This is a genomic window from Clostridium sp. USBA 49 (assembly GCF_900167505.1).
In the GTDB taxonomy this organism is placed as follows: Bacteria; Bacillota; Clostridia; order Clostridiales; family Clostridiaceae; genus Clostridium_AT; species Clostridium_AT prolinivorans.
In genome coordinates this window covers 100,608-122,454 of record NZ_FUYD01000005.1, presented here as the reverse complement: position 1 = coordinate 122,454, position 21,847 = coordinate 100,608, and the positions used below count along the sequence as shown (strand labels likewise).

General features: G+C 27.8%; 19 protein-coding genes and 1 riboswitch. Of the genes, 11 read left to right on the top strand and 8 right to left on the bottom strand.

Annotation, left to right across the window (positions count from 1 at the left end; translation table 11 throughout):
• Positions 1 to 221: 221 nt before the first annotated feature.
• Positions 222 to 1,271, top strand: coding sequence for a DUF3048 domain-containing protein (locus B5D11_RS06845; RefSeq protein ID WP_078682305.1), 1,050 nt, complete (start codon positions 222 to 224; stop codon positions 1,269 to 1,271).
• Between the two features lie 21 nt (positions 1,272 to 1,292).
• Here the strand turns inward: B5D11_RS06845 and B5D11_RS06840 are convergent, their stop codons facing one another.
• The 8 genes from B5D11_RS06840 to B5D11_RS06805 form a co-directional block, all read right to left on the bottom strand.
• Positions 1,293 to 1,991, bottom strand: coding sequence for an MgtC/SapB family protein (locus B5D11_RS06840; RefSeq protein ID WP_078682304.1), 699 nt, complete (start codon positions 1,989 to 1,991; stop codon positions 1,293 to 1,295).
• A 283-nt stretch (positions 1,992 to 2,274) separates the two neighbouring features.
• The gene (locus B5D11_RS06835; protein ID WP_078682303.1) at positions 2,275 to 4,464 is read right to left on the bottom strand and encodes an alpha-galactosidase; all 2,190 of its coding nucleotides are present in this window, start codon (positions 4,462 to 4,464) and stop codon (positions 2,275 to 2,277) included.
• A gap of 163 nt (positions 4,465 to 4,627) precedes the next feature.
• Positions 4,628 to 6,475: a sensor histidine kinase gene (locus B5D11_RS06830; protein ID WP_078682302.1), complete on the bottom strand. Its 1,848-nt coding sequence runs from the start codon at positions 6,473 to 6,475 to the stop codon at positions 4,628 to 4,630.
• On the bottom strand, positions 6,472 to 8,082 hold the full coding sequence (locus B5D11_RS06825; RefSeq protein ID WP_078682301.1) for a response regulator transcription factor: 1,611 nt from the start codon (positions 8,080 to 8,082) through the stop codon (positions 6,472 to 6,474). The genes B5D11_RS06830 and B5D11_RS06825 overlap by 4 nt, the downstream gene beginning before the upstream one ends.
• 8 nt (positions 8,083 to 8,090) lie before the next feature.
• Complete coding sequence (locus B5D11_RS06820; protein WP_078682300.1) at positions 8,091 to 9,815, bottom strand: hypothetical protein; 1,725 nt, start codon at positions 9,813 to 9,815, stop codon at positions 8,091 to 8,093.
• A 167-nt stretch (positions 9,816 to 9,982) separates the two neighbouring features.
• Positions 9,983 to 10,810: a carbohydrate ABC transporter permease gene (locus B5D11_RS06815; protein ID WP_078682299.1), complete on the bottom strand. Its 828-nt coding sequence runs from the start codon at positions 10,808 to 10,810 to the stop codon at positions 9,983 to 9,985.
• Between the two features lie 18 nt (positions 10,811 to 10,828).
• Positions 10,829 to 11,767 (bottom strand): carbohydrate ABC transporter permease, encoded by a 939-nt coding sequence (locus B5D11_RS06810; RefSeq protein ID WP_078682298.1) that lies wholly within the window; start codon positions 11,765 to 11,767, stop codon positions 10,829 to 10,831.
• Between the two features lie 107 nt (positions 11,768 to 11,874).
• A complete protein-coding gene (locus tag B5D11_RS06805) occupies positions 11,875 to 13,173 on the bottom strand; it encodes an ABC transporter substrate-binding protein (protein ID WP_078682297.1) in 1,299 nt (432 codons plus the stop codon).
• 177 nt (positions 13,174 to 13,350) lie between these two features.
• On the opposite strand from B5D11_RS06805, the gene B5D11_RS06800 reads away from it, so the two are divergent.
• The 10 genes from B5D11_RS06800 (at position 13,351) to thiT (ending at position 21,799) form a co-directional block, all read left to right on the top strand.
• A complete protein-coding gene (locus B5D11_RS06800) occupies positions 13,351 to 13,752 on the top strand; it encodes a secondary thiamine-phosphate synthase enzyme YjbQ (RefSeq protein WP_078682296.1) in 402 nt (133 codons plus the stop codon).
• A gap of 261 nt (positions 13,753 to 14,013) precedes the next feature.
• The gene (locus B5D11_RS06795; RefSeq protein ID WP_078682295.1) at positions 14,014 to 15,450 is read left to right on the top strand and encodes an NAD(P)/FAD-dependent oxidoreductase; all 1,437 of its coding nucleotides are present in this window, start codon (positions 14,014 to 14,016) and stop codon (positions 15,448 to 15,450) included.
• Positions 15,451 to 15,486: 36 nt separating this feature from the next.
• Entirely contained in the window at positions 15,487 to 16,752 is a 1,266-nt protein-coding gene (locus B5D11_RS06790) for an NAD(P)/FAD-dependent oxidoreductase (protein WP_078682294.1), read from the top strand.
• A gap of 41 nt (positions 16,753 to 16,793) precedes the next feature.
• Positions 16,794 to 17,165 (top strand): DUF1667 domain-containing protein, encoded by a 372-nt coding sequence (locus B5D11_RS06785; RefSeq protein WP_078682293.1) that lies wholly within the window; start codon positions 16,794 to 16,796, stop codon positions 17,163 to 17,165.
• A gap of 74 nt (positions 17,166 to 17,239) precedes the next feature.
• Positions 17,240 to 17,815: a glycerol-3-phosphate responsive antiterminator gene (locus B5D11_RS06780; RefSeq protein WP_078682353.1), complete on the top strand. Its 576-nt coding sequence runs from the start codon at positions 17,240 to 17,242 to the stop codon at positions 17,813 to 17,815.
• 18 nt (positions 17,816 to 17,833) lie between these two features.
• Positions 17,834 to 19,324, top strand: coding sequence for a glycerol kinase GlpK (glpK, locus tag B5D11_RS06775; protein WP_078682292.1), 1,491 nt, complete (start codon positions 17,834 to 17,836; stop codon positions 19,322 to 19,324).
• 43 nt (positions 19,325 to 19,367) lie between these two features.
• Entirely contained in the window at positions 19,368 to 20,072 is a 705-nt protein-coding gene (locus B5D11_RS06770; RefSeq protein ID WP_078682291.1) for an MIP/aquaporin family protein, read from the top strand.
• 453 nt (positions 20,073 to 20,525) lie between these two features.
• Positions 20,526 to 20,681 carry a hypothetical protein gene (locus B5D11_RS12640; RefSeq protein ID WP_164850158.1) on the top strand — a complete coding sequence of 52 codons (156 nt, stop codon included), beginning with the start codon at positions 20,526 to 20,528 and terminating at the stop codon, positions 20,679 to 20,681.
• 3 nt (positions 20,682 to 20,684) lie between these two features.
• The gene (locus tag B5D11_RS06765; RefSeq protein ID WP_078682290.1) at positions 20,685 to 20,864 is read left to right on the top strand and encodes a hypothetical protein; all 180 of its coding nucleotides are present in this window, start codon (positions 20,685 to 20,687) and stop codon (positions 20,862 to 20,864) included.
• Between the two features lie 50 nt (positions 20,865 to 20,914).
• A riboswitch (TPP riboswitch) is annotated at positions 20,915 to 21,016 on the top strand.
• Between the two features lie 69 nt (positions 21,017 to 21,085).
• Complete coding sequence (gene thiT / locus B5D11_RS06760; RefSeq protein WP_078682289.1) at positions 21,086 to 21,799, top strand: energy-coupled thiamine transporter ThiT; 714 nt, start codon at positions 21,086 to 21,088, stop codon at positions 21,797 to 21,799.
• Positions 21,800 to 21,847: the final 48 nt, after the last annotated feature.

Here is a 21,847-nt window from a genome sequence, read left to right as displayed (position 1 = left end):
ATTTGTTTATTATAATTCAGAAATTTTATTATGACAATTTTTTAAAAAACTATTTAATTAAATTACCTTCTTTTAGTATTATTTATCTTCCATTTTTATCATTTTTATAGTAAAAAGACTTGTTGCAAAAAATAAATTTTTATTTGCTATAATAAAAATACAAAATATGGAATATACTAATGAAATATTATATAATTTAAATATGATTGGAGTGATAAAAAATGAAAAAAAAGATAAGCATTTTAATTACAATATGTATATTCATAATATTATTTAATGGATGTGCAAAAAATAATGAAGATAAAAAGTCTGAAACTTCACAAACTTCTTCTAATAATTTAAATAAATCTTATAATGAAAGTACAAATAAATCTTTTGATAATGATGTTAAATTTTATGCTCCCTTTACAGGAGAAGAAGTAGATGAAAAAACTTTTGAAAATATACCTTTTATGGCTATAATTGAAAATTCAAAGGAAGCCAGACCTCAATCAGGTCTTGACAAAGCTGATATTGTTTATGAAACTATGGCAGAAGGAGGTATACCAAGAACCATTGCACTTTTTCAGAAAAATAGTCCTAAAAAAATTGGACCTATAAGAAGTGCAAGAGCTTATTTCCTTGATATATCCCGTGAATATAATCTTCCATTTGCTCATTGTGGGGCAAGTGATGAAGCTGATAATATAATAAAGGAAAATAACCTTATGTCTCTTAATGAATTTTTTTATACAGGTTTTTATTGGAGAGAAAAAGATAGAAAAGCTCCACATAATCTATATACATCAGCAGATAAAATAAGAGATGCCATTGTTTCAAGAAATTATAATAAATCTCCTAATGTTAAACTATCTTTTGATAAAAATTATTGGGATAATACTGCATTTCCTTGTGCAAATAACATATTATTAAATTTAAGTAATTATTATACAACAAATTATACATATAAAAATGGTAAATATTATAAATATATGAGCTCAAAACCTGCTTTAAATAAAGAAGATAACAATCCATTAGCTTTTACTAATATAGTAATTCAAATTACAACAATACAAAAAAAGAAAGAAAATATACTTATGGATATAAATTTAATAGGTGAAGGAACAGGTTATATAATAAGCAATGGAAAATATATAAAAATTAACTGGTATAAAAATAATATAGATTCTCAAACTGTATTAAAAGACGAATATGGAAAAAATGTTCCTTTAAATCCAGGTAATACTTGGTGGAATATAATAGATAAAAATAATATAGTAAAAATAGAATAAAGGATTTTAGCCTCCTTTATTCTATACTAAATTTATTTTAATAATTTCATCATAATAACATAAATCTCTTATAATATCATTTGCCTTGATATGTCTTGGAACAAGAATGGTATAAAGACATGTTTGATGTTCTGTTTCTTCATCTTCTTCTATTTCAAATTCTATATTTTGAACCTTTATATTTCTTCCTTTAAAATATTCTTCTAATTTCTTAACCATTTCTCCTCTATTTTTATATTCAATTTCAAATTTAATAATTTTTGCTTTTTCAAATATCCGTGCTTCAACTCTCTTTAGTGAAACAAGTACTATAAAAACACTTACAGCTGAAAGTATGCTTAAAAAATAATATCCTAATCCAACTGCAAGTCCAATGCAGGCAACTACCCAAATGCTTGCTGCTGTAGTTAATCCTTTTACAGAACCTTTTTCATGTATTATAGTTCCTGCACCTAAGAATCCGACTCCTGTTATAACTTGTGCTCCAAGCCTTCCTATATCAGCTTTTAAAGCATTAGCTAATGTTGGCTGTGCAAGTATCATTTTGGAAGTTTCTTCTATAGCATAAAGCTGTATCATAGATGTAACAGCAGCCCCAATACATACTAATATATGAGTCCTAAAACCTGCTGGCCTATTTTTATATTCTCTTTCATAACCTATAAGACCCCCTACTATTATAGCTAATATAAGTCTTATGATAACTTCATACCAAGTCATTATACAATCCCCCTATTATAATATTATGTTGCTATTTTTAAAAGTAGAAGTGGTCTCAATTATTTTTATATTTAAATCTTTTAAATATTCTATACTTTTTTCAAATTAACTTCAATATCATTTTTATATTTTAATAGACAAAATTCAAAACATTGAAATCAATTTTTTATACAAAATTTCATAAAAATTAGAGATAATAAAAAGTAATATTAAAAACCTAATAACTTTTTATTATCTCTTTTATTATCTCTTTTATTGTTTTTATTATTGATTTTTACATATTTTATTTAGCTTTAATTCTCCATACAACGCTTTTAAAATCTCCTTGTAAATCTGGAATTGGAACACCTATATTCATTAATTCATCTCCACCATAAATTCCATCTTTACCTTCTATTACATAATTTTTATTTGGATCTAATCCTCTTAAAGTTAATCTTCTAACTGGTGCATTTGGCTCAGCAAGAATTTTAAAGTAAGCAGCAAATGCATTTTCTTTATCTTCAGAAACAAATATCCAAGCAGTTTCATTGCCTTCAAATGGACTTTTGAGTCTATACATATCACCAAATTGGATAAATTCTCTTAGTTCTTTATACATAGCTATTTGTTCTTTTACTTCCTTCTTTTCTTCATCTGTAAACTTTGTCAAGTCTAATTCATAGCCAAAATTTCCTGACATAGCTACATCTCCTCTCATTTTAAGAGATGTATTTCTAAATACTTGATGATTAGGTACTGCGGAAACATGTGCTCCTATAGTGCTTACTGGATAGACAATACTTGTACCGTATTGTATTTTCAATCTTTCAACAGCATCTGTATCATCACTTGTCCAAATTTGAGGCATATAGTACAATATTCCTGCATCAAAGCGGCCTCCTCCTCCTGAACACCCTTCAAATAAAACATCTGGGAAACTACTCGTTATAACATCCATAACTTTATAAAGCCCAAGCATATATCTATGTGCTGTTTCTCTTTGCCTCTCTGGAGGTAAAATTGCCGAACCTATTTCAGTCATATTTCTATTCATATCCCATTTTACATAATTTATTGGAACTGTTTTTAAAATTGATGAAACTGCATTTATTATATAATCGCATACATCTTCTCTTGATAAATCTAAAATTAATTGACTTCTAGCCGTTGAACGAGGCCTGTTTGGAACATGTAAACACCAATCTGGATGCTTTCTATAAAGATCACTATCTGGCGAAATCATTTCTGGTTCAAACCACAATCCAAACTGAAGCCCTAAATTATGGACTCTGTTTGCTAAATCTTCTAATCCATTAGGAAGTTTATTTTTATCAACTACCCAATCTCCTAAAGAAGATGTATCATCATTTCTATGTCCAAACCATCCATCATCAAGTACAAAAAGTTCTATACCTAGTTCTTTTGCATCTTTAGCAATATTCTCTATTTTTTCTGCATTAAAGTTAAAATATGTTGCTTCCCAATTATTTACAAGAACTGGCCTTGTCTTATCTCTAAATTTTCCTCTGCAAAGTCTTGTACGATAAAGCTTGTGATATGTTCTAGACATTTCACCTATACCATTACTAGAATAAACCATTACAGCCTCTGGAGTTTGAAAATACTCTCCTTTATTAAGTAGCCAAGAAAAATCGAAAGGATTTATTCCTATTGATAATCTTGTAGTTTTATACATATTAATTTCTGCCTGCGCTAAAAAATTTCCACTGTAAACTAAATTAACTCCATAAATTTCACCATATTCTTCTGTACAATCTTTACTTAAAAGTGCTACAAAAGGATTATGCTCATGACTGCTTGCACCACGTCTGCTATCTATAGCTTGTATTCCAGGTCTTAGAGGTTCTCTTACAATATGTCTTTCTCTTGCCCAAGATCCAAATAAATGCATAAAATCAAAATCATCTCTTGGAAAATCAACACTCATACTTAATCCGCGAAGAAGTTTCAAATTTTCTTTTCCTTCATTTATAAAACGAACACTTCTAGTTATAGCATTAAAATCTTCAAATGCAGTATATAATAATACTACTTTAAGTCCAATTAAATTATCAAACAAAACTATTTCTAAAGTTTCTGCTTCATCTTCATTTTCTACATAAGTAGCTGGCAGCCCTTGAAGTTTTGGTTTCCCTTTAAAAATTCTATGTGATTTATATCTTAAATCTGTTATTGTTGTTCCATTTTCAAGCTGAAATTGATAAGCTGGAGTACGAAAATCTGTATTTCCATAAGCAGGATACTCCTGAGGTAAAGTATCTAATGAAAATGTTTTGTCATTTATATCTGGATTAGCAGAGAAAGATGTCCTTTCTTTAAGCATCATAATATCATTAGGATTAATATTTTTTACTCTTTTACCCCAATATAAATGTGCTAAATATCCATCTTTATAAATTTGCATAGCATAACTTGTATTTCCTGCTTGTAAGTGAAATATTTTATTTTCTTCATTATATGATATACTCATTTTATCATTCCTTTCACAGAATATATTTTTAGCTTTTATTAGTTTATTTTATCAAACTTTTATATAAAACGTATACATTAAAAATCTATGAATTATTATAATATTCTAAAAACATAAATAAAAAGGTAATGAAAAATAGATTATGTATAGCTTTAATGCCAAATTAATTTCTATTTTTCAATAACCCCATATTTATTCCAATATTATCTATGTCTTCTTTTTTAATAATAGGTACATTAATTATAATATTAGTTCCTTCATTTAATTTACTAACAACTTTTATACCATATTTATCCCCAAAAAACAGCTTAATTCTTTTTATTATATTACTAAGACCATAGCCTTTATCAATATCTTTATAAGATGTAATGGTGTTAAACATATCTGCTATATCTTTTTTTATTCCTATTCCGTCATCTGAAACTACAACTTTTACTTTATCATCTTCAGTATAAATGCTTATAACAATAATTCCGCTTTTTTTAGGTTTTATTCCGTGCACCACAGCATTTTCTACTATTGGCTGAAGTAAAAGTTTAAGTGTATAAAATTCATAAATTTCTTCTTCTACCTCAAATATAGCGTCAATTTCTATATTATATACATACCTCATTAAATCAATATATCTTTTAACCATATCTAATTCTTCTTTAAAGCTTGATATAGTTTTACCTCTACTTAATATGCCTTTATAAAAATTAGAAAGATTCTCTGCTATATCTACTATTTCCATTTTCCCTTCTTTTTTAGCTGTATAGCTTACCATAGCAAGAGTATTGTAAAGCAAATGAGGATTAATTTGCTCTTGAAGAAGTTCAAGCTTTACTTTGTTTATCATTATTTCTGACTTATATTCCTCTTCTATTAAATCATTTAATCTTTTAACCATATTATCAAAATGTTTATCTAGTTGTCCAAGCTCATCATTTCCTTCAAGACTTATTCCTGTATTTAAATTATGTTCACCTATCATATTGGCTTTCTTTACAAGAGTTTTTATTCTTTTATTAAATATATTAGATATTATATAAGCAATAAAAATACATAATGTTAAAGCAATTAAAGTTGAAATTGCAGTTATAATAAGCATGGATTGAGTTTTTTTAGTTATTTCATAAAAAGGTACTAAATATAATATTCTCCATCCAGTACTACTGGATTTTAAAGAACCTACTAAAAATTTATTCCCGTTTATAGATGTTGTATTTATACCTTCAGGAAGATTTTTATTTTTTAAGCTTTCAATATAATTAACTTCATTTAATTCTTCATTACCTACTGAAATTATTTTATTATAACTGTCATCTACATAGTAAATCTTATGAAATTTACTTCTAACATTTGAAGTAATTACACCTTTTATTCTATTAACAGGAATATAAACTTTAATAAGTCCTTTAGTTTTGGAATCTTCAAAATGTATAAGTCTTCTACTTAATGAAATATATGAAACGCCATTTATTTTTTCACCAGATTGCCATTTAAAAGCTCTTGTTTCTGATTCAAATTCTTTATACCATTTTTCATTTTTTATTATGCTTAAAGGTTTAGTATCACCTCCAAAAGCATTTATGGTGTTATTATCCAAATATAATTTATATAATATATTACCTCCATAATAATAAGAATTTTTTATTTCAGGATATTTGTTATCATTTTCAATATAGCTGCATAAAAGTTGTATTTTTTTATTTATATCTGCCGCTATACCTATATTAGTAACTTGAGTATCCATTATCTTTTGCAGCTCATCACTCATAAAAACTAAGTTAACTCTATCCATATATATTTCAAAAAAATAATCTAAACTATTATTTAATTGCTCCATGCTTTGCTTAATGTTATTTTTTTCACTTTCTATAAGATACTTTCTTGAAAAATAAGTTGATGTTAACCCTATAAGCAGCGTAGTTAAAACAATTAATATAGAAAATGATATTATTAATTTTTTTCTTATTGTTGTATTATTAATATAATTTATTATTATATTTTTAGCATTTCTTATTTTCATGATTTATACCTTTCTCTATATTCCTTTGGTGTTAAAGATGTATATTTTTTAAATACACTGCAAAAATACGCTGTATTGCTAAAACCTAAAGTTTCTGATATGTTATAAATTTTATTTCGTATATCTAAAAGCATCTCCTTTGCCTTTTCTATCTTTAAATTTGTTATATAATCTGTTATAGTTTCATTAGTTTCCTGCTTAAAAATATAACTTAAATAATTAGGACTATAATGGAGAAAATCTGCAATATTATCAATTGTTATTCCTTTTGTGTAATTTAAATCTATATATTTTTTTATTTCTTCAACAATAATTTTGTATTTACTACTTGCCTTGTTTTTCAAATATTTATTAACAGTAGTAAGAATTTCTAAAATCCAGCTTTTAGCTTCAAAAATAGTTTCAAATTTGGATAATTTATCCCATATTATTTTTTCATCTTTAAATATTATATTTAAATTTTCATTATTTTCATTAAGTACAAATATTACACAAGTTATTACAGAAAAGCAGAGATTTCTAACATATTTTTCTAAATCTTCATTATTATTTTGTTTTATAATATTATCAACAAATTTAATAATATCTTCTTCCTCACCAGAATTAAGCAGAAATTTTATATCCTTTGCCATTTTATTCATATCTATATCTTTACTAAATACGCCGTTTGGAATGTCTTCAGGTTCTAAAACTTTCCCTTTTCCAAGAGTAAATTTATACCTCATTGTATAAATACATTGCTCATATAAATTTTTAATTTCTTTAAGTTTTTCACATATACTGCTTTTAGAAACAGTAACACTTATATCAGATAAATTAAATTCTTCTATAATTTTTGCTGAGAGCATTTCTAAAATTTTACATAAATCATCCTTTTTTTCTTCACTTATTAGATATAAAAAATGAGAGTCATCAAGTCTTATAACAGGAAATTCTCCAAAATCTTTAGAAATTTCTTTGAGTTTTTCATAAACTTTTATTGTGAAAATTTGTTTTTGTTCTATAGTTTTGTTTCCTATAATATTTTCATAATCATCTATTTCTACAAAATTAACACAATAAAAACCTTTTTTTATATTTAATCCTAAGTACTGTACTTTATCCCACAAGTCTTTATAGTCTAATATACTTCCACTAATAATTTCTCTTATTAAGTTATCAGCAAGCTGAGGTTTACTGCTTTCAATTATTTTCTTTAATTCTTCATATTCTTTTTTAAAGTCAGTTTCGTTAGTTATATCATTAATTGCATTTTTTAAAGCTTTTTCAATTTCACTTTTATCAAGAGGTTTTAATATATATCCATAGGTATTTAAAAACAAAGCTTTCCTTGCATACTCAAATTCATCATATAATGAGCAAAATATAATTTTTATATTAGGATATTTTATATTAATATTTTTAGCAAGTTCAAGTCCGTTCATAAAAGGCATTTCAATATCACTTAATATAATATCAACTTTATTTTCTTTTAAAAATTCTAAGGCATTTACTCCATTATCACATTCACCAACAATATTTATATTAAGTCCTTCAATGCTCTGAAGCATTTCTTTAATATTTAATCTATCTATTTCAAAATCATCTACTATTAATAAATTAAACATATATATATTCACCTCTTATTCTTTTGAAACCACTTTTTCATATCTTCTTTTGCCTCATTATATTTGCCTTCTTTAATAAATAAATCATATTGTTCTTTCCAATTTTTCTCAAATTCTAATTCGTTTTTGGAACTCAATATTTTAGCTATACCATTATTTTGAAAATTCCCCCAAAAATATATGGAATTATTAGAAACGTTTATCCCTCCATCACCATAAGCTGCTATACCTTTTGTATCATATCCTCCAATTGCAACTTGTCTATTTGCCATATATTTATCTAATTTAATAGGATAATTTTTTCTGCTGTCAAGAGGATTAAAATCTGAAAACACAGGTGCACATACTGCAGCTTTTGATGTAAAAAAAGTTAATTCTGAAGAATTTCCAGAGGGAGCCCAAAGGCCATAATATTCAGGTCCTTTCTCTCCATCTTTTGTACCATTTATAAGAGAATTTGCAATTTCTTTATTTTTAAATGTTTTTTTACCATCTTTATTTTCCCAAAGTCCTGAACTTTCAGGGCCCCAAGTTAAAATATCTAAACCTTCATCAGAATAAAACCAATCGAAATACTGTGTAAGCCTTTTAATATCTTTAAAATCTTTACTTATAAGAAATCTATAAAATCCAGGCTGTATTATATCATAAAACCCCAAATCAGTATGTTTTTTAGGAAGAGGTATAAATCGTATTTTATACTCAGGATTTATCTTTTCTAATAAATTAGCCGCACTATTTATGTCAGGAATAGTTATACCTGCACAAACTTTACCTGAGGAAATCTTTTGCTGCATTTGCTCTTCACTTTGCAATAAAAAAGATTTATCTAAAAGTCCTTCTCTGTACATATTCCAAAGCATTTTCATATATTCTTTTGCTTCTTTAGTCCCAAGAAAACCAGATACATCACCTTTTGAATCTACTCTCCAATGCCCATAATCAAACATTGCACCCAAATGAAAACTACTCCATCCCATACTTGAAAATGGAATTACATCTTCTTTACCTTCTTTAATATTAAGCTCTTTTACTTTTCTTAAAAAATTCATAAATTTTTCAGGAGTATCTATGGGAGGTTCAATATTATAAGCACTAAGCGGTGGTTTTTTACCTTTATCCATATATTCCTTTGCAATTTCATCAAGAGGAGTAAATTTATAACCTAGCTTTTTGAGTATATCCTCTCTTACCCAAAGAGAATGCATATATGGTAAATTTAAAGGATCATCTTTAAAATTTTTATCAAAAGGAGTAATTTTTATCATAGGTATTTGATACTTTCTATCATTATTCATATATCTATACCACATATCTTGCGGGAAATATTTATTATAATTTTTCATATCTTTTATATATTCTGTAAGATCTTTATATCTTCCGGTTGACACAGCATAATCAGCTGTATCTTGAGCTGCTACAAGAACATCTGGCATATCGTTAGCAGCAATAAACATATTAAGCTTTTCTTTTGCAGATATTTGATTACTAGGCTGAAGCACTTCTTTTACTCTGATTTTAAACTTTTCTTCAATATATTTTGTAACAACATCATTAGGGTTATCTATAGCATTAGTTACTTGCATTGATATACCAAAAAATATTGAATATTCCAAAAATTCTTCTTCTGAATTTGATTTTTTTAAATTTGAAGTATTATTTTTACATGCTGTAAGAGTTATGCATAAAATAGAAAATATTAAAATCATATTTTTATAACTTTTTTTCAACATTTTAAAGCCTCTCTTTTCATATATAATCAAATATTGCTTTTAAATTTATATAAATATTAAAGTATCTTATAATATTTTATCATATCTTTTATATTGTTCTAATATAAACCTTAAAAGCTGTGTTTTAGAAAGTAATTTTATCTAAAGCACAGCTAAGTATTGTTTTATTAATTTTTTGATCCAGTTGTTGCAATACCTTCAATAAATTGTTTCTGAAATATTATAAATATTAAAAGCATAGGCCATATAGCTATCATAGAACCTGCCATAAGCTGAGGGAAATTAGTTGAATATTGACCTTGAAGTGATGCAAGTCCAGAAGATAATGGCATTTTATCTATTGACATATTTACTATTAAAGGCCACATTAAATCTTTCCACGCAAATAATGAAGTAAATATTCCAAGAGCTACTAATCCAGACTTTGTAAGAGGAAGCATTATTTTATAAAATATCTGCCATCTATTACAACCATCTAATATTGCAGCTTCTTCTAATTCATTTGGTATGCCAAGGAAAAATTGTCTAAGCAAAAATGTACCAAATGCACTTACTACTCCAGGGACTATTAATGCTTTAACTGTATTTAACCATCCTAATTTTGAAACTAAAAGATACTGAGGAATTATAAATATTTGTCCGGGAACCATCATTTGAATAAGTACTATCATAAAAAATAAATTTTTACCTGGGAAGTTAATTCTAGCAAAAGCATAGGCAGCCATAGCGCTAAAAAATAATGAACCTGCTATTCTTCCTATAAGCATTAATATAGTATTTATATAAAATTTATGGAAAGGTAATAAATTCCATACATCTTTATAATTACTCCACTTCATACTTTTAGGAAAAATAGTTGGTGGTATTGTAGTTGATTCTGTAAGAGTTTTTAAAGAAGTTAAAATCATCCACAAAAAAGGAAGAAGCATTGCTACAGAACCAATTATAAGTATTATGTGTATAATAAAATTGTTTTTCTTAGACTTTACACTCATTAATTACACCTCCAATTTTTATTGATAATGAACCCATTTCTTTTGGAAATAAAGCTGAATTACTGTAATAACCATAATTATTGCAAGTAAAAATATTACTATAGTTGATCCATATCCTTTATCATTCATAACAAATGAATATTTGTAAAATAGATATACTAAAGATTGAGTTTTTTCTAAAGCTATATTCCCTTTATCAATCATCATAAATATATGATCAAAAACCTGTAGTGAACTTATAACAGTAGTAATCACAACAAAAAACATAGTTGGTGATACTAAAGGAAGTGTAATTGAAAAAAACTGGCGAATTGGGCTTGCACCATCAATTTCTGCTGCTTCATAAAAAGTTCCTGGTATTTCTTGAAGGCCTGCAAGAAGTATAACCATGTTGTAGCCTAAATTACTCCAAATACCAACAATTATAATTGAAATAAGCGCTAATTTAGGATCTGTAAGCCAATTAGGCCCTTTTATTTTAAATATAGAAAGTATATAATTAAAAAGTCCAAATTCACTATTATACATCCATCTCCAAACCATAGCTATGGCTGCTGGAGCTGATACCATAGGTAAAAAATAAATTGTACGGTATATTGATTTCCCTTTAATATGAGAATTTAAAAGTACGGCTATTATTAAAGATAAAATTATTCCTACAGGAACTGCTATTATTGCATATTTAAAAGTATTCATAGTTGCTTGTATCACAACTTTATCATGAAATAATTGTTTATAATTATCTAATCCAACAAATTGATTACTCCCAAAATCTCCAGTTTTATTTAAGCTTAACCAAAAGGTTTGAATTATGGGCCATATATTTAATATTATAAGTCCTATTATTGTAGGGGCAATCATAAGATAAGCCCATCCATAATCTTTTAAATTTTTTTTGCTTAATTTAGGTGTTTTATATATAGGTACTGAAGTATTATTATTAACCTGTGCTTTCATCTTCCCATCCCCTTACATTTTTAGTAAAAAAACTTACTAATATCTTATTTTTTATAATACGATAGCAACCAGCAGATAACTCTACTAATTGCTATCAATTAATCAAACTATTTTTCAGTTGCTAAAAGTTCATCAATCTGCTTTGCAAGTTGATTACATCCATCTTCAACTGTAAGTTCTTTCATCCATACTTTCTTTAATATATCTGTTTCATATTCTTGCCATTTATTTCTTGTTTTTGAATTAGCCATAATTACAGCATAATCTAACATTTCTGGATAAACCTTTAAATTAAATTCTTTTGAAAAATCTATCCAAGGTTGTTCTGTTCCTTTAAATGCTGGTATTGCTGCACCCTTTTCAGCCTGAATTGTATTAGCTTCTTTAGTTCCTAAAAATTCTAAGAACTTCCATACTTGTTCTGGATATTTAGTTTTAGCATAAGCAGCATTTCCAAGTCCATTGTATATAGTAGCCTTTTGTTTTCCATGTGGGATTACAGCTACATCACAATTTTGTCTAACATAATCATTTGCTTTAAATTCACTTACCATCCATGAACCAAATAATCCCATAGCAGCTTTTCCTGACTCAAAGTATTGAGTAAAACTAGTATCTGCAAACTTATCTTGAGTTGGAGATACTTTATACTTTTGGCTTAAATCAACAAGCCATTGTATTGCTTCTTTAGATTCTGGTAAAGAATATCCTGATTTTTTCTTATCTTCTGAAATTATATATCCGCCATTTTGATGAATAAAGTTATAGTATCCTTGTTGTGCATCTGCTGGAGCTAAAAATCCATAAACTCCTTTAGATGAGTCAGTTAATTTTTGAGCTGCTTCTAAAAGCTTATTCCAATCCCAAGTTTCATCTGGATAAGGAATTTTCTTTTCATCAAACATAGTTTTGTTATACCAAAGAGCTATTGTATCGTAGTCCTTTGGAATAGCATAATTTTTTCCATCTAATGTATATAAATCTACAAGTCCTTTGGGGAAATTATCCATATTAATATCTTTACTATTTTTGATTTTGTCGCTTAAATCTAATAATTGATTTCCTGAGGCATATTTTACAAAATTATTTGAATGCATCCAAAATACATCTGGCATAGCTCCGCCTGATGCAGCAGCATCTAGTTTTGTCCAATACTGATCCCAAGGTGTTACTTCTACTTTAACTTTTATATTTGGATTTTTAGCTTCAAAAGCATCAGCTATAGCTCTCATTCCTGGTTCCTGATTCTTGTCCCAAATTGCATAAGTAATAGTTACAGTGCCTGATGAAGAACTATTATTGGATTTATTGCTGTCTGCATTTTTAGAACTGCATCCTGTGAATGTAGTAATTCCTGCTGTTAAAGTTAATGCAATAGCAACTAATTTCTTCAAATTTTTTTTCATCCTTAAATCCCCCTTGTTTATTATATTTTGTTTACGATTACATTTTATCAACAAATTATGTATAGGTATACAATGAAATCCTATGAAAAATTATAATATTCTATAAAGATTATAATTTTTTATGGTATAATTTTCTAATGAGATGTTTATAATTTAATAAAGTTAGGAGTGATAAAAATGGAACATAAAATAAGAACAACAAAATCTCAAGAATTCGTAGATATCACAAATATTGTAAAAAACGAAGTAATAAAAAGCAATGTAAAAGATGGAATTGCTGTAATATTCATTCCTCATACAACAGCTGCCGTAACAATAAATGAAAATACAGATCCTAATGTAGTATTTGATATATTATCAGATTTAAGTGAAGTATTCCCTAAAAAAAGTAGTCATAAACATTTTGAAGGGAATTCTCATGCACATATAAAAGCTTCTTTATTAGGAGCTTCAGAAAGCATAATAATTGAAAACGGAAGTTTAAAACTTGGAACTTGGCAGGGAATTTACTTCTGTGAATTTGATGGTCCCCGCAATAGAAAAATTTATATAAAAATTATAGAAAATAATAAAAATTAATATAATATAAATTTACAAATTAATATTTTGGATATTTTATGGAAATTAAAGAATGATTAAGGATATTAAAGAAAATTAAAGATTATCTGATAAGTATTTAATATTACTATTCTTTTGATATTTTAAATTATATTAAAAATAGTATATAATTAAATAAAAGAATAAAAATTAAGGTTGAGATTTTGAGAACCTTAGGTACGCTGTGAAGTGGTCCTAGGGTTCTTTTTGTCTTTTTACACTAATTAAGTTGGGGTGAATAATATGTATGATGTTGTCATTATAGGTGCAGGTGTAATAGGCTGCTCAATAGCAAGAGAACTTTCAAAGTTTAATCTAAAAACATTAGTTATTGAAAAAGAAGAAGATGTGTGTTCTGGCACAAGTAAAGCAAATAGTGCTATCATTCATGCTGGATTTGATGCAATTCCAGAAACACTTAAAGGTAAGCTTAATGCCAAAGCCAATCTTATGTTTGATAAACTAGCTGAAGAATTAGATTTTCCTTTTAAAAGAAACGGATCCCTTGTACTTTGTTTTGATGAAAAAGATATGTATAAACTTTATGAACTTAAAGAACGAGGAGAAAAAAACGGTGTACCAAATCTAAAAATCATTACTGGAAACGAAGCTAGAAAAATGGAGCCTAATATAACAGATAAAGTTGTTGCAGCACTTTATGCCCCTACAGGAGGAATAGTTTGTCCTTTTAATTTAACTATTGCTATGGCAGAAAATGCTAATATGAATGGAGTAGAATTTAAATTTAATTCAGAGGTATTAACTATAAATAAGATAAATGATGAATTTGAAATTAAAACTAAACATGAAGTTATAAAAAGCAAAATTATTATAAATGCTGCAGGAGTTTATGCTGATAAAATAAATAATATGATAAGCAAAAATAAATTTACTATAATTCCAAGAAAAGGAGAATATAATTTATTTGATAAATATGTTGGAAATTTAACCAATAGAACATTATTTCAGCTTCCAACAAATCTTGGGAAAGGAGTTTTAGTAACCCCTACCGTTGATGGTAATCTGCTTATAGGCCCTAATGCTGTAGATATAGATGATAAAGAAGATTTAAGCACTACTAAAGAAGGCTTAGATGAAATAGTAAAAAAGGCTTCTTTAAGTATAAAACAAATTCCTTTAGGAAGTATAATAACTTCCTTTAGCGGATTAAGAGCAAGAAGCGATAATGATGATTTTATAATTGGCGAATCTTTAGATGTACCAAATTTTATAAATGCTGCAGGTATTGAATCTCCTGGGTTAACATGTTCTCCGTTAATTGGACAAATAGTAGCTCAATTAGCAGCTGATAAACTTAAAGCAACTGTAAATAAAAATTTTAATCCAAAACGAAAAGGAATAATTAGATTTAATGAATTATCTCTTGAAGATAAAAAGAAAATTATAAAGGAAAGGCCTGAATATGGAAGAATAGTTTGCAGATGTGAATATGTTACTGAAGGTGAAATACTAGACTCCATAAAAAGACCTTTAGGAGCTAAAAGCCTTGATGGAGTTAAAAGAAGAACTAGAGCTGGTGCTGGAAGATGTCAATCAGGTTTTTGTATATCAAGAATTGTAGAACTTTTGCAAACAGAGCTTAATATTCCTATCACTGATATTACTAAATTTGGCAGAAATTCTAATATATTAATAGGAATAAATAAAGAAAATATTTAGCTGACTATAAAAGATATTATACGAGGAGGAACGGCTATGAATTATGACTTAGTAATTGTAGGTGGAGGGCCTGCAGGCCTTGGAGCAGCAATAGCTGCAAAAGAAAACGGTATTGAAAGTATTCTTATTATAGATAGAGAAGCCGAACTTGGAGGAATACTTAATCAATGTATTCATAATGGTTTTGGACTTCATACATTTAAAGAAGAGCTTACAGGTCCTGAGTATGCTCAAAGGTTTATTGATAAAGTTAAAAATTTATCTATAGATTATAAATTAGATACAATGGTGTTTGATATATCACAAGATAAAACAGTATATGCAATTAATCCCTTTGAAGGTCTATTAGAAATAAAAGCAAAATCAATAATTCTTGCTATGGGATGTAGAGAAAGACCTCGTGGGGCTTTGACTATACCTGGTACAAGATGTTCTGGAATTATGACAGCAGGTTCAGCGCAAAAATTTGTAAATATAAAAGGTTATATGCCAGGAAAAGAAGTAGTAATATTAGGTTCTGGAGATATAGGACTTATTATGGCAAGAAGAATGAGTCTTGAAGGAGCCCATGTTAAAGCTGTACTTGAACTTCTGCCATATTCTAGCGGACTAAAGAGAAATATAGTTCAATGTCTTGACGATTATAATATACCTTTAAAACTTAGCCATACAATAGTTAAAATACATGGAAAAGATAGACTTTCTGGAGTAACAATAGCAAAGGTAGATGATAAAAGAAAACCTATAAAAGAAACTGAAGAATATATTCCTTGTGATACTTTACTTCTTTCTGTTGGACTTCTTCCAGAAAATGAGCTTTCAAGAAAAGTTAAAGTAGATTTATCTCCAGTTACAGGTGGAGCTATAGTAGATAATTTTCTTCAAACAAATATTGAAGGTATATTTGCCTGTGGAAATGTATTACATGTACATGATTTGGTTGATAATGTTACTTTAGAAAGTTATAATGCAGGAACAAATGCCAGTTTGTATATAAAAGGATTGCTTAAAAATGATAAAAAAATACCTTTAAATGCAATAGATGGAGTTAGATATACTGTTCCTCAATTTATATCTCCAAATGCAATAGAAAATAATATTACTGTAAGATTTAGAGTCAGTGATGTATTTAAGAACTCTTCTGTAGCTGTTTATTTTGATGAAATTAAAGTAATTAATAAAAAGAAAAAAATATTTACTCCTGGAGAAATGGAAGAAATAAAACTTACAAAAGATATGTTCTTAAAATATCCTAATGTTAAAACTATCACTTTTAAAATAGAAAATACTATTAAAAACTGATTTTATATGCACTTTATTTAGAACTGAAAGGAGTAGTTTGTATGGAAAAAAGAGATTTAATATGCATTGGGTGTCCTATGGGCTGCAATTTACTTGTTGAAATTTACGACAATAATAATATAAAAGTAACAGGAAATTCATGTAAAATAGGAGAAAATTATGCTATAAAGGAATGTACAAATCCAAGAAGAATTGTTACTACTACAGTCAAAGTAAATGGAGGAGTTTATCCTACAGTTTCTGTAAAAACAGAAACTGATATTCCAAAAGATAAAATTTTTGAATGTATAAAATTGCTTAAAGATATTACTGTAAATGCCCCTATCCGTATTGGAGATATTATATTTAAAAATATTTTAAATACAAACGTTAATGTTATAGCCACAAAGAATGTTGATAAATTAAATTGTTAAAATTTATTTTTAATAAAAATAGTTGTAAGTAAAAATTTGTTATCATAAAATATATAAAGAGGATTAAGGAGGTGATGCTAATTTTGCAAAATTTTAGAGAAATGCTAGAAGATAATCCTGTAATAGGTGCTATAAGATGCGATAAAGATTTAAATTTAATATGCAAAAGTAATGCAAAAATAGTTTTTGTACTTTACGGAAACATTTTAGATATAAAAAATATATGCAATACTTTAAATGAAAATAATAAAATTATATTTATTCATCTTGATATGCTTGAAGGACTTAAATCTGATCAAAAAGCTGTAGAGTTTATAAAAGAAAGTATTAATCCTTATGGAATTATATCTACTAAAGGTATAATATTAAAACACGCTTCACAGTTAGGAATGGCAACTATTCAAAGGATATTTATGCTCGACTCACTTTCCTTTGAAACAAGCATCAAAAATATTCATATGTTTTCCCCAGATGCTGTAGAAGTACTTCCTGGTGTAGCTAACAAGGCTATATCTTCTTTACAAAAGAAAATTACTCAGCCTATAATAGCAGGAGGTCTTATAAAAAATAAAAAAGATGCTATAGAAGCACTTAGTTCAGGTGCCGTAGCTGTATCAACATCTTCTTTAGAACTTTGGGAAATTAAATAGCATGGAGGTTTTTTAATTATGTGCAAATATGTAATGGCATTAGATCAAGGAACAACTAGTTCAAGATGTATTATTTTTAATGAAAAAGGATTAATTGAAAGTGTAGCTCAAAAAGAATTTACCCAAATTTATCCAAAAGCTGGATGGGTTGAACATGATCCAATGGAAATTTGGTCAACCCAAGTCAGCGTTGCCGTTGAAGCTATGCAAAAGCTTAAAGTTTCATCTTCTGATATAGCTGCCATAGGTATAACAAATCAAAGAGAAACCACAGTTGTTTGGAATAAACATACTGGAATACCTATTTATAATGCCATAGTTTGGCAGTGCAGAAGAACTTCTGACTTTTGTGATGAACTTAAATCTGAAGGATTTGATAAAATTATTAAAGAAAAAACCGGCCTTATAGTTGATGCATATTTTTCTGCAACAAAAATTAAATGGATACTTGATAACGTACCTGGAGCAAGAGAAGAAGCAGAAAAGGGCAACTTATTATTTGGGAATATAGATACATGGCTTATATGGAACTTCACTAAAGGCAAAGTTCATGTAACCGATTACTCAAATGCATCTAGAACTATGATGTTTAATATTCATACATTGCAATGGGATAAAGAAATACTTGACAGATTAAATATACCTTATTCAATGCTTCCAGAAGCTAAACCATCAAGCTGTATATATGGATATACAGATCAATCTCTTTTAGGTGGAAAAATCCCTATAGCTGGAGCTGCAGGAGATCAGCAAGCTGCTTTATTTGGACAAACATGCTATAAAGCAGGAACAGCTAAAAATACTTATGGGACAGGATGTTTCTTACTTATGAATACTGGAGAGAAAGCCGTTAATTCAAAAAACGGACTTTTAACTACTATAGCTTGGGGTGCTGATGGAAAAGTCGAATACGCTCTTGAAGGAAGTATATTTATAGCTGGTGCTGCTGTTCAATGGTTAAGAGACGAACTAAAAATGATAGATAAGGCTTCTGATTCAGAAGAATTTGCATCTTCTGTTGAAGATACTAATGGAGTCTATGTTGTTCCCGCTTTTGTAGGACTTGGTGCCCCATATTGGGATCAATATGCTCGAGGTACTATAGTAGGCCTTACAAGAGGTGCTAAAAAAGAACATTTAATAAGAGCAACTCTTGAATCATTAGCTTATCAAACATATGATGTATTAAAAGCTATGGAAGAAGATTCTGGAATTAAACTTGAAGCTTTAAAAGTTGATGGCGGAGCCTGTGCTAATAATTTCTTAATGCAGTTTCAATCAGATATATTAGGTGTTCAAGTTGATAGACCTGAAGTTATAGAAACCACTGCATTAGGTGCAGCATACTTAGCAGGGCTTGCTGTAGGGTATTGGAAAGATAAAAATGAAATATCTAAAAATTGGGCAATTTCAAGAAGCTTTAATCCTAATATTGATATTGATAAAAAGAATGAATTGTTAAAAGGCTGGCATGAAGCTGTTAATAGATCATTGGGCTGGGCTAAATAAATTTTTAGTAAAATTTTAAAAATTAATCTGGGGGTAATTTTAAATGTCTCATTTTATTGCTGAATTATTAGGTACTATGATTCTTATAATCCTTGGTAACGGTGTTGTTGCTGCAGTATGTTTAAACAAAACTAAAGCACAAGGAGGAGGATGGCTTTTAATTACTATTGCCTGGGGCATTGCAGTAGCCATTCCAGCCTGGATATTTGGAGGAATAAGCGGAGCTCACTTTAATCCTGCCCTTACTATAGCACTTGCATCTATAGGAAAATTTCCTTGGGAAGAAGTCCCATTATATATAATTGCACAACTTTTAGGGGCATTTTTAGGAGCAGTAATTGTTTGGATTCAATATTTGCCCCACTGGGCTGAAACAGAAGATAAATCTATAAAACTTGGAGTATTCTGTACAGCACCAGCTATAAAAAATACAGGTGCAAATTTTATATCAGAATTTATAGCTACTTTTATACTTGTATTTGGAATATTAGGTCTTGGAACAGTTAATATGGCTCCTGGACTTGGAACTTTAGGAGTTGGACTTTTAATATTGGTTATTGGTACATCTCTTGGAGCAACTACAGGTTATGCTATTAATCCTGCAAGAGATTTAGGTCCACGTATAGCTCATGCAATACTTCCTATAGCTGGTAAAGGAGACTCTGATTGGGGTTATTCATGGATTCCGGTTGTAGCTCCAATATTAGGGGGAATAAGTGCTGCTTTACTATTTAATGTAGTATTTTAATTAGTATTTTATTTGAAATGTTAATTAAATAATAATTAAATATACCCTTTGCCAAATACATTAATAAAAATATTATATTAAATTTAAAAGATGATTTCTGTATTAAACAGAGCTCATCTTTTTTTAATTTAATCGCTGTTCTTCTATATTAATTTATATGATTATCCCATAAAATCATTTTTTCTCAAAATTGATCACTGTATGTGGAAGTAAATCAATAATAAACATACTGCTCATTATATAGTGGAATTTATTTTCAGATTATTAAATTTTAATAATTTATATAATTTAAACAAGTAAAAAAATATATTTAATATTTTAATCAGCTAATTAGTAATTTATATTTTTTATAAATTTAAAAATTATTTGATTTTATGTTTTTATTTTACTGAATAATATAATTTAATTGTTCAAAGAATATAATCATAAAATAAAAAAACAGGAGTTGATAATATGAGTACTGGAAAAAGCTCAAAAGGAATTGTAGGTAAAATTCCTATGGCACATAAACGTAAAGGACCTGTTGGTGAAGGAATAGATTTTACTAAATATAATTTAACTAATGGCCATGACATAGATAAAACTATAAAAAACAGGAAGGAAGATTAGTTAATGCACGCTGTTGTTATAGATATATATACTTCAGAAGCTTATATAGCTTTAGAAGATGGTACTAATGCCTGTATAGGTTTATCTCATGTGCCTTATAATATTAAACCTGGAAGTAAAATAAATGTATCAATAAATACTATTAATATGTCAAATCATAAAATGCCAAATATATTATTTTAATTTTAGGTTGTAATTTTTTTTAAATTTTAATATAATAATTATAAATTAAATATTTGTGCTAGGGGTGCCTATTGGCTGAGAAATGAATTATTTCATTAACCCTTATACCTGATCTGGATAATACCAGCGTAGGAAAGCGATTTTGAGAAGATTAAAACCGTATTCCAATGCTAGGAATGCGGTTTTTTTACCTCTTAGCACAATTAAGATGGAGGGATTTTATGTTAAACAATATTTTATTATCAGTTTTTTTTAAAGGCTTTACCTTAAATTTTAAAGGTATAGATCTAAAAAGTATTAAAGAAGGCTTTGCAGATGCTCCAAAACATCCATTAGCTATTTTTTCTTTGATTGCTATTGTACTTTTAGGTTTCCTTTTTATTAAATTAAGAAAAGTTAAACTTAATACAAAAATTATTACTCATATAGGTGTGGCCCTTGCTTTAGGTACAGTTTTAAAAATGATTAAATTTTATCAAATGCCAAATGGAGGAAGCGTTTCTCTAGGAAGTATGGTGCCTATTTTTTTAATTGCATTATTTTATGGTCCTGAAATTGGTATTTTAACAGGTTTACTTTTTGGCATATTAGACTTTTTACTTGGTCCATATATAATGCACCCTATTCAGGTACTTTTTGATTATCCTTTAGCTTTTTCTGCTCTTGGAATTGCAGGATATTTTAAAGATAAAAATAAAATTCAAACTATTTTAGGGGTTATTTTAGCATTATTTATTAGATTTTTGTTTCACTTTATATCTGGTATTATCTTTTATGGAAGCTATGCTGAACCTGGACAATCTGCTGCAGCTTACTCTTTTTGGTACAACCTAAGTTATATAGGTCCTGAAGGTATTCTATGTATAATAGTATTAGCATTTTTACCTATTAAGCAAATATATAAAATATTAGAAAAAACAAGTTTATCTAATTAAACATATTAAATTAAACATATTTATTGAAGCAAACTGGCCGCAATAGCA

Excerpts from the sequence above, each read along its gene's own strand:
- B5D11_RS06830 (WP_078682302.1), bottom strand. The coding sequence starts at position 6,475 with ATGAAAATAAGAAATGCTAAAAATATAATAATAAATTATATTAATAAT.
- B5D11_RS06835 (WP_078682303.1), bottom strand. The coding sequence starts at position 4,464 with ATGAGTATATCATATAATGAAGAAAATAAAATATTTCACTTACAAGCA.
- B5D11_RS06825 (WP_078682301.1), bottom strand. The coding sequence starts at position 8,082 with ATGTTTAATTTATTAATAGTAGATGATTTTGAAATAGATAGATTAAAT.
- B5D11_RS06815 (WP_078682299.1), bottom strand. The coding sequence starts at position 10,810 with ATGAGTGTAAAGTCTAAGAAAAACAATTTTATTATACACATAATACTT.
- B5D11_RS06840 (WP_078682304.1), bottom strand. The coding sequence starts at position 1,991 with ATGACTTGGTATGAAGTTATCATAAGACTTATATTAGCTATAATAGTA.
- B5D11_RS06845 (WP_078682305.1), top strand. The coding sequence starts at position 222 with ATGAAAAAAAAGATAAGCATTTTAATTACAATATGTATATTCATAATA.
- B5D11_RS06770 (WP_078682291.1), top strand. The coding sequence starts at position 19,368 with ATGTCTCATTTTATTGCTGAATTATTAGGTACTATGATTCTTATAATC.
- B5D11_RS06820 (WP_078682300.1), bottom strand. The coding sequence starts at position 9,815 with ATGTTGAAAAAAAGTTATAAAAATATGATTTTAATATTTTCTATTTTA.
- B5D11_RS06795 (WP_078682295.1), top strand. The coding sequence starts at position 14,014 with ATGTATGATGTTGTCATTATAGGTGCAGGTGTAATAGGCTGCTCAATA.
- B5D11_RS06785 (WP_078682293.1), top strand. The coding sequence starts at position 16,794 with ATGGAAAAAAGAGATTTAATATGCATTGGGTGTCCTATGGGCTGCAAT.
- B5D11_RS06780 (WP_078682353.1), top strand. The coding sequence starts at position 17,240 with ATGCTAATTTTGCAAAATTTTAGAGAAATGCTAGAAGATAATCCTGTA.
- B5D11_RS06790 (WP_078682294.1), top strand. The coding sequence starts at position 15,487 with ATGAATTATGACTTAGTAATTGTAGGTGGAGGGCCTGCAGGCCTTGGA.
- B5D11_RS12640 (WP_164850158.1), top strand. The coding sequence starts at position 20,526 with ATGAGTACTGGAAAAAGCTCAAAAGGAATTGTAGGTAAAATTCCTATG.
- glpK (WP_078682292.1), top strand. The coding sequence starts at position 17,834 with ATGTGCAAATATGTAATGGCATTAGATCAAGGAACAACTAGTTCAAGA.
- B5D11_RS06800 (WP_078682296.1), top strand. The coding sequence starts at position 13,351 with ATGGAACATAAAATAAGAACAACAAAATCTCAAGAATTCGTAGATATC.
- B5D11_RS06810 (WP_078682298.1), bottom strand. The coding sequence starts at position 11,767 with ATGAAAGCACAGGTTAATAATAATACTTCAGTACCTATATATAAAACA.
- thiT (WP_078682289.1), top strand. The coding sequence starts at position 21,086 with ATGTTAAACAATATTTTATTATCAGTTTTTTTTAAAGGCTTTACCTTA.
- B5D11_RS06805 (WP_078682297.1), bottom strand. The coding sequence starts at position 13,173 with ATGAAAAAAAATTTGAAGAAATTAGTTGCTATTGCATTAACTTTAACA.
- B5D11_RS06765 (WP_078682290.1), top strand. The coding sequence starts at position 20,685 with ATGCACGCTGTTGTTATAGATATATATACTTCAGAAGCTTATATAGCT.